Raw genomic sequence first — 6,227 nt, 5'->3', positions numbered from 1 at the left:
TTGTTGTTAGGGATGGGAATGTGACTTTGATTGTGAAAAAGGAGCGGTCTCAGGAAATTAAGCAAGTTTTGAAGAGTTTGGCTAATCATTCTAAGTTTAAAGATTTATTGTAGGAAGAGGGGAATAGGGAACAGTTGTAGTAGGATGTCTAGACTAAAATTGTAGGTAAAAACTCCTCCCTCTCCTGCAAGGATAGGGGTTGGGGGAGAGGTCTTCATTAACTCAAATTTACCCACATTTTCAAGCTAGATGCGCTAGTAGGTTAGGTTGCGCTGTCGCTTAACCCAACAAAAACTTATATCGCAGTAAGTTTTTTAGTTAAGAGAATAAATTGTGGTTGAAAAAAACATCAGAATATTAAGAGTAGGATGTCCTAACTTTAACTGCGTTGTGTTATATATGTTGGGTTTTGTTCCCTCAACTTAACCTACAAAGATTACTACTTACTTATGACAACTGAAGCAACCATCAATAACTTTACCTACCCCTCCAGCAGCAGCTCCACTAACAGCTCCGACAGCAGCACCAGGACCAGCTCCAATACCACCAGCTGCGGAACCAGCAACAGCTCCACCCACAGCTCCACTAACAGCTCCACCAACAGCTCCTTTGGAAAAGTCATCTCCAGCTCTCTTCACATGAGAGTTAAAACTTCCAACATCATCATTTTTATTTAAGTCTACAGAGCCATTATTTCCGGAATTTTTATTCCAATCATTAGTAGTATTAGGGCTATTTGGATTTAAACTTTGAGCAAGGGCAGGTTTAGCTACACCAACTGATAAACTTAATAAAATCCCAGAAGTAATTAAAAGTGATAATTTTTTTCTCAACATATGTAAATGTTTCCTTAGTAACTGTTCTTAATTATCAAAATATCCTTTTAGTATTAAAAGTTGTAGAGAACTTTAGGTAGTTAACTATCTTCGTTTCAGAGAATTTAAGCCAAAAATTTATCAAAGCTAAATTCCATAATACTTGTACATATTTTTCTCCTATCTATAAATTACTTCCTAATTGCCTTAACTTAGTTGTAGGTTGGGTTAACAGACAGCGTAACCTGACAAAAACTTGTATGGCAGTAGGTTTTTTTACTTAAGAGAATAAATTTTGGTTGAAAAAAGCACCAGAATATTAATAGCAGGATTTCCTAACCTTAAATGTTTTGTGCTATATATGTTGGGTTTATCCTACGGATAAGCTACGAAGAGCGTTGCCTCAACTCAACCTACTTCCCTTTGACCCGCAATTTTTTCAGAAGTTTCAGACAATGAAAATGTTGGTGATTTTCCACTCAATAGACATCTCCAAGGACTCCATACTCCCTCTTTTCTGAAGATATCTAATAATGGAAAGAGCGATATAGCTGCCGCACTTGCTCCGCCAACGCGTTTCATGTGCGTAGCAAAGCAGAACGGAGTTCTATCCCTTTGTCATACTTTATCCGTCTTTCAATATTGGCAATTTAACCAGAAAGCTGATAACTGTTAACTGATAAGGCGATCGCGAAGCGGAACGGAGTTTGATCGCTCTCTCAACTCTCTTTGGTTGAATAAAAAATCATGCTTATAGGCGAGTAACCCCAGCTAAATTTTATTCTATCATAAAAATTGTGAGGATGTCACCGATAATCCCGGATTTTTTTCAGGAGCTTCACACAATAAAAATGTTGGTGATTTTCCACCGCGCTCGAAACTTTACTATATAAATAGCCCTTGAGATAACTCAAATCCCAGAGCATTTTTCAGAACATTCTTATTACTAAGGTGAGCGATCGCCTAATCTTTTCAATTGCCATTCTTTATATTAGCTTTAGAGAAATTTAGAACAGTTTTGCTCAATCTATGGAACTATTAAATCTGGTTTGAAATAACTTTTTGTTGCTGTGGAAAAATCAGGTTTGTTTTTCTGCACTTAAAGACATTTTGATCTTGAGTGCCTGAAATATACAGCTTATTATCTACCATTTGTCAATAACTAGAATTGCTTAGGCATCTATACTTATTCAAAATTTGTTTTTTTGAGGTTATCTAACTCTGCTGAAAATTAGCAAATTTGAGATGCAATGAACGTAAATACAAGGTTATAGCTTTCTTGAAAAGGTCTTTTTTTGAATTTAAATATAAAATTGGCATCATATCTCAATGTACAGAGTATGATACAAATCGCTGAAATAACGCAAGTTGGTGAAATATTTTGTAATAATTAGCGAAAAATGAGCATATTTTAATTAAAATAAATAATATTAACAATTAACTTGATTAGTATAGTTTATGTTTGAGGGTGAAAATTTAGTTTTGTTTTTGAAATTAATTTTGCCCTCCCTTGGAGAAAGTAGAACAGAAAGTAATGATAACTTTCTGATAACTTTGTCATACTCTAAGTGGTTGGAGCGATCGCTATATTTTTGATTTTTTATCAAGATGTTGGCATTTATACCCGCACTCTCCCGTAGGGGAGCATAGGGATGGGAATGCCAATCAATAAGAGCGGTCTTGCAGATAATCTATTAACATACAAATTAGGTTCTACTTTTGCTAAAGGATGTTGCATATTATTTAAGCGTGGAACTTTTTTCATCAAGTATTCTTCCAAAGCTCCTACTGTAAAACATTGATTTTTTCTCAACTTTAATGCTTCAAGCAAAACATGAGTAAATGCTCCTTTCTTAAAGGTTTGAATTTCATAAGACCGCTCTTTTGCATCACAAGAATAAAATGTAATTATTCCCTGATAATCTTTAGTTTGTATTTGTTCACCTTTACTAGCTGCTTCATTACGACAAGCATCAATAAACATCACCACATTTTTTGCCCTCCAGTTACGCAATCTTTCAGTAATGTAATTAATAGCGATCGCCGTTCTATCTAACCTTCCAGGATTACTATCTGAAAGCATCAAATAATCCCCATCTGCTCCACGCATTCCATGTCCTGAAAAGAAAAACCAAAGATTATCTGGTGGATTTTTTGGAGGTCTATCGAATTGAACATCAAAAAAAGCATCTAAAATACCGAAAGTTGGTTGAGTTGGAATTGGAGGATTAGCTTTTTGTATAGGTGGTGAATCTTCGGTAAATAAAAATACATTTTTGAACTCCAAATCTTCTTCTTTTAACAAACTGTGCATTGCCTCAGCATCTGCCTTAGCAAATTGAAGGGGATGTTATTTCAGTTATCAGTTATCAGTTATCAGTTATCAGTACCTCTCGCTTCAACTAGAGGCTTAAAATATGAAATATTCTCTTTTTTTATCCCCTTAAAATGGGAGGCTTTAGAACATAATTTTTAGGTAAAAAGTTATATTGATTAATACCAATTAAAATTGCCCAATTATTAGTAGTCATGTGCTTGATTAATCTAGATTCAATTATCGGTAGAGACAAAATAATTTTCTACCTCTTACCTTTCTATTATTCCTGTCGCTTAAAGGTAAGTTTAATTTCTGTAACACCCCCGACTTTTCCTTTTGTTAGCCCCCAAAAACCTACTTCTCCTTCTGCATTAACTCCTACAGAAACTTCAATTTGGTCAAGCTGCATTCCAGGTTTTTCTTTTGTTGCTGCTTGTTTTTCAGCTTGAATAAATAAATCTCCCACAATTTTCATAAATCCCTGCAAATTTTCCTGAAGCTTCCTGACAGGAACTGATACTAAACCTTTGGCAGAATTATTATGTGATTTTTGAGAAGAATCCTCAGAAGAATCCTCATCAAAATCCATAACTCCACCTGCAAAACCTCCACCCCATTTTTCTCCTCCAGTTAAACTTTCTTGTGAGATATTGGTAATCATCCAAAGCTTAGGTTCTAAATCAGAATTAAAATCTGGCATTAGTTAATCTCCAAAACTATATTAATGAGATATTCCTGAGTCTATTAATTAAACCCTAACATCTGACATATAATCTTTTCTACAGGCAAATATACTCACAAAAATAGGGAAAATTATTGACTTGTAAAATTTTTAGATAATAGGGTAAGCATTCAACCGTCAGCTAACTTTAGTAAGCTATTAAGTTCAAAAGTTAAACGCTGAATTGGAGATAGCTGAATACTTACCATTCAGGAATGAGGATTTGATTATCTACACAAGTGGAACTACCTAAACTCCCTATCATGTGAGTTCTTAAAAAAATTCTGGACTTTGTTGAATTCTTATTCCTTAGTCATAATCTAGCAAAAGCCTATAATTATAATTTTTGGAATAATCTATCAAAAATTCAACTATGCCCGAAAGAAACTACTCGCTAAAATCAAATTAAGCAAACCTACTCAAAAAAGAGAATAGAAATAATGAAAGGAATCTGGCTAGAAAACCAACAACTTCAACTCCGCACCGACCTCCCCACACCCGAACCCCCAGAAGGAGAAGCACTTGTCCGGGTCTTGCGTGCCGGTATCTGTAATACAGACCTAGAACTTCTTAGAGGTTACTACCCCTACAAAGGTATCCTCGGCCATGAATTTGTTGGTGTGGTCGAACAAGGACCCGAAAATTTACTCAATCGACGAGTTGTCGGAGAAATTAATGCTGCTTGTGGTCATTGTCGCTTTTGCTTGAGTAACCAACCCACCCATTGTGAAAATCGGACAGTTTTGGGAATAGTTAACCGCAACGGCGCTTTTGCTGAATATCTCACCTTGCCAGCAAAAAATCTCCATCCGATACCTGAAAATGTCTCAACCGATGAAGCTACATTTACCGAACCAGTAGCAGCAGCATTGGAAATCCAGCAACAGATACAAATTTGTCCGGTAGATAAAGTTTTAGTAGTGGGGGATGGCAAACTTGGACAGTTGGTGGCACAAACTTTAGCTTTAACTGATTGTCAGTTATTGGTTATTGGTCGTCATCGGGAAAAACTGGCAAATTTAGAAGAACGGGGAATTAAAACTGGGTTTGGTGATGCGGTTATTACAGGAGCTTTTGATGTGGCAGTCGAATGTACTGGCAACCCAGAAGGATTTGCGATCGCTCGTCGTGCCCTTCGCCCTTGTGGTATTTTGGTCCTCAAAAGTACTTATGCTGGGAATCTGAGTTTGGATATTTCGTCATTGGTGGTGGATGAAATTACTTTGGTTGGTTCTCGTTGCGGACCTTTTAAACCTGCATTGGAACTTTTATCACAACAGAAGGTTAATGTTAGGCCATTAATCCAAGCTCATTATCCCCTAGAAGCAGGAATTGATGCTTTTACTCATGCTCAGAAGAAAGGAGTATTAAAAGTATTAGTGGATATTGCGCAGGAATAGGCTGTTGATTTTTTTTTGCAATGAATTTTGTACATCTCAAATCAAAAACTAGTAAGCATCAAAACTATTTTTAACTATTAGAAATCTCCAAATCTAAGGATATAGACTTTTTATATCAAATCCGGTTAAATAACCTCACAATCAATAGACATCTCCAGTAGGGAGTAGGGAGTAGGGAGTAGGGGGGAAATAATTGATAATTTATGTAGGATAATTGATTTTATTTTTTATTATTGGAGATGTATAATAGCTTAAAATCCTAATTATGACGTTATTGGATCTATGTGCAATTAGGCGGATTTGATATTACATAAGCATTCAGCTATTAACTGCCAGCTATCAGCAATAAGACTCTTTCATCCCACATTCTGCACCACAATATGTAGTTTTTAGAATAACTATTCAAAGCTTTGGCTAACAATAGATGAGTTTGTAAGTTACTGTTACAGTTCTAGCTTATGTTACATAAAAAGCAAGTTTATTTTCTGGAGATATCTATTGCTTCCCTCCTCTACTTTCTCGATATATTGAAACTAAAAACAGAGAAAATTAAACATAAGTAGGATGGTGCAAAAAAGCAGAAGTATCTAACGAAAAGTAAACTTATCCAAAACTCTCTTACCTTCTGCCTTTACATAACGATAATTTTCAACACTGACATACTTAGGGTTTGCGCTTCACTAGTCTTTTTGCCCTCGGCAGGGAGTAGAGAGTAGGGAGTAAGGAGTAGTGAAGAGTTAGGAGAAATCAAGAGTTGTAGAGGACCTACTCCAAAAAATTATCCCAATATTTTTCTGTATCTATCTTACCCCAATACCTGCTACTTTTTTACTACCTCAACAGGCCAAAACCTTTATATATAAAAGCTTTTATATTTAATCAGCAAGCCCTAATTATCATTTTTACCGAAAAATTGTGGTTTAAACCCACATTCCGCACTTCAAAATGTAGTATACAAATAGAATGAGAGAGGG

At 35.6% G+C, this 6,227-nt stretch carries 3 protein-coding genes and 1 pseudogene; 1 reads left to right on the top strand and 3 read right to left on the bottom strand.

What is annotated here, in order from left to right:
* Positions 1 to 443 precede the first annotated feature (443 nt).
* The 3 genes and pseudogenes from AC3DU7_RS21775 to AC3DU7_RS21765 all read right to left on the bottom strand — a co-directional run bounded on the left by AC3DU7_RS21775 (position 444) and on the right by AC3DU7_RS21765 (position 3,832).
* Entirely contained in the window at positions 444 to 836 is a 393-nt protein-coding gene (locus AC3DU7_RS21775; RefSeq protein ID WP_488041397.1) for a hypothetical protein, read from the bottom strand.
* A gap of 1,597 nt (positions 837 to 2,433) precedes the next feature.
* Positions 2,434 to 3,150 (bottom strand): annotated as a pseudogene (locus AC3DU7_RS21770) (caspase family protein); the annotation flags it as partial.
* A gap of 262 nt (positions 3,151 to 3,412) precedes the next feature.
* Entirely contained in the window at positions 3,413 to 3,832 is a 420-nt protein-coding gene (locus AC3DU7_RS21765; protein ID WP_488041396.1) for a Pepco domain-containing protein, read from the bottom strand.
* Between the two features lie 461 nt (positions 3,833 to 4,293).
* Between AC3DU7_RS21765 and AC3DU7_RS21760 the strand changes: the two genes are divergently transcribed.
* Positions 4,294 to 5,253 carry an MDR/zinc-dependent alcohol dehydrogenase-like family protein gene (locus AC3DU7_RS21760; protein WP_488041395.1) on the top strand — a complete coding sequence of 320 codons (960 nt, stop codon included), beginning with the start codon at positions 4,294 to 4,296 and terminating at the stop codon, positions 5,251 to 5,253.
* Positions 5,254 to 6,227 lie beyond the last annotated feature (974 nt).

The sequence above is a fragment of the Okeania sp. genome (assembly GCF_983059655.1).
The sequence above is the reverse complement of the archived record's forward strand: the minus strand, read 5'-3'. Positions and strand labels throughout refer to the sequence as shown.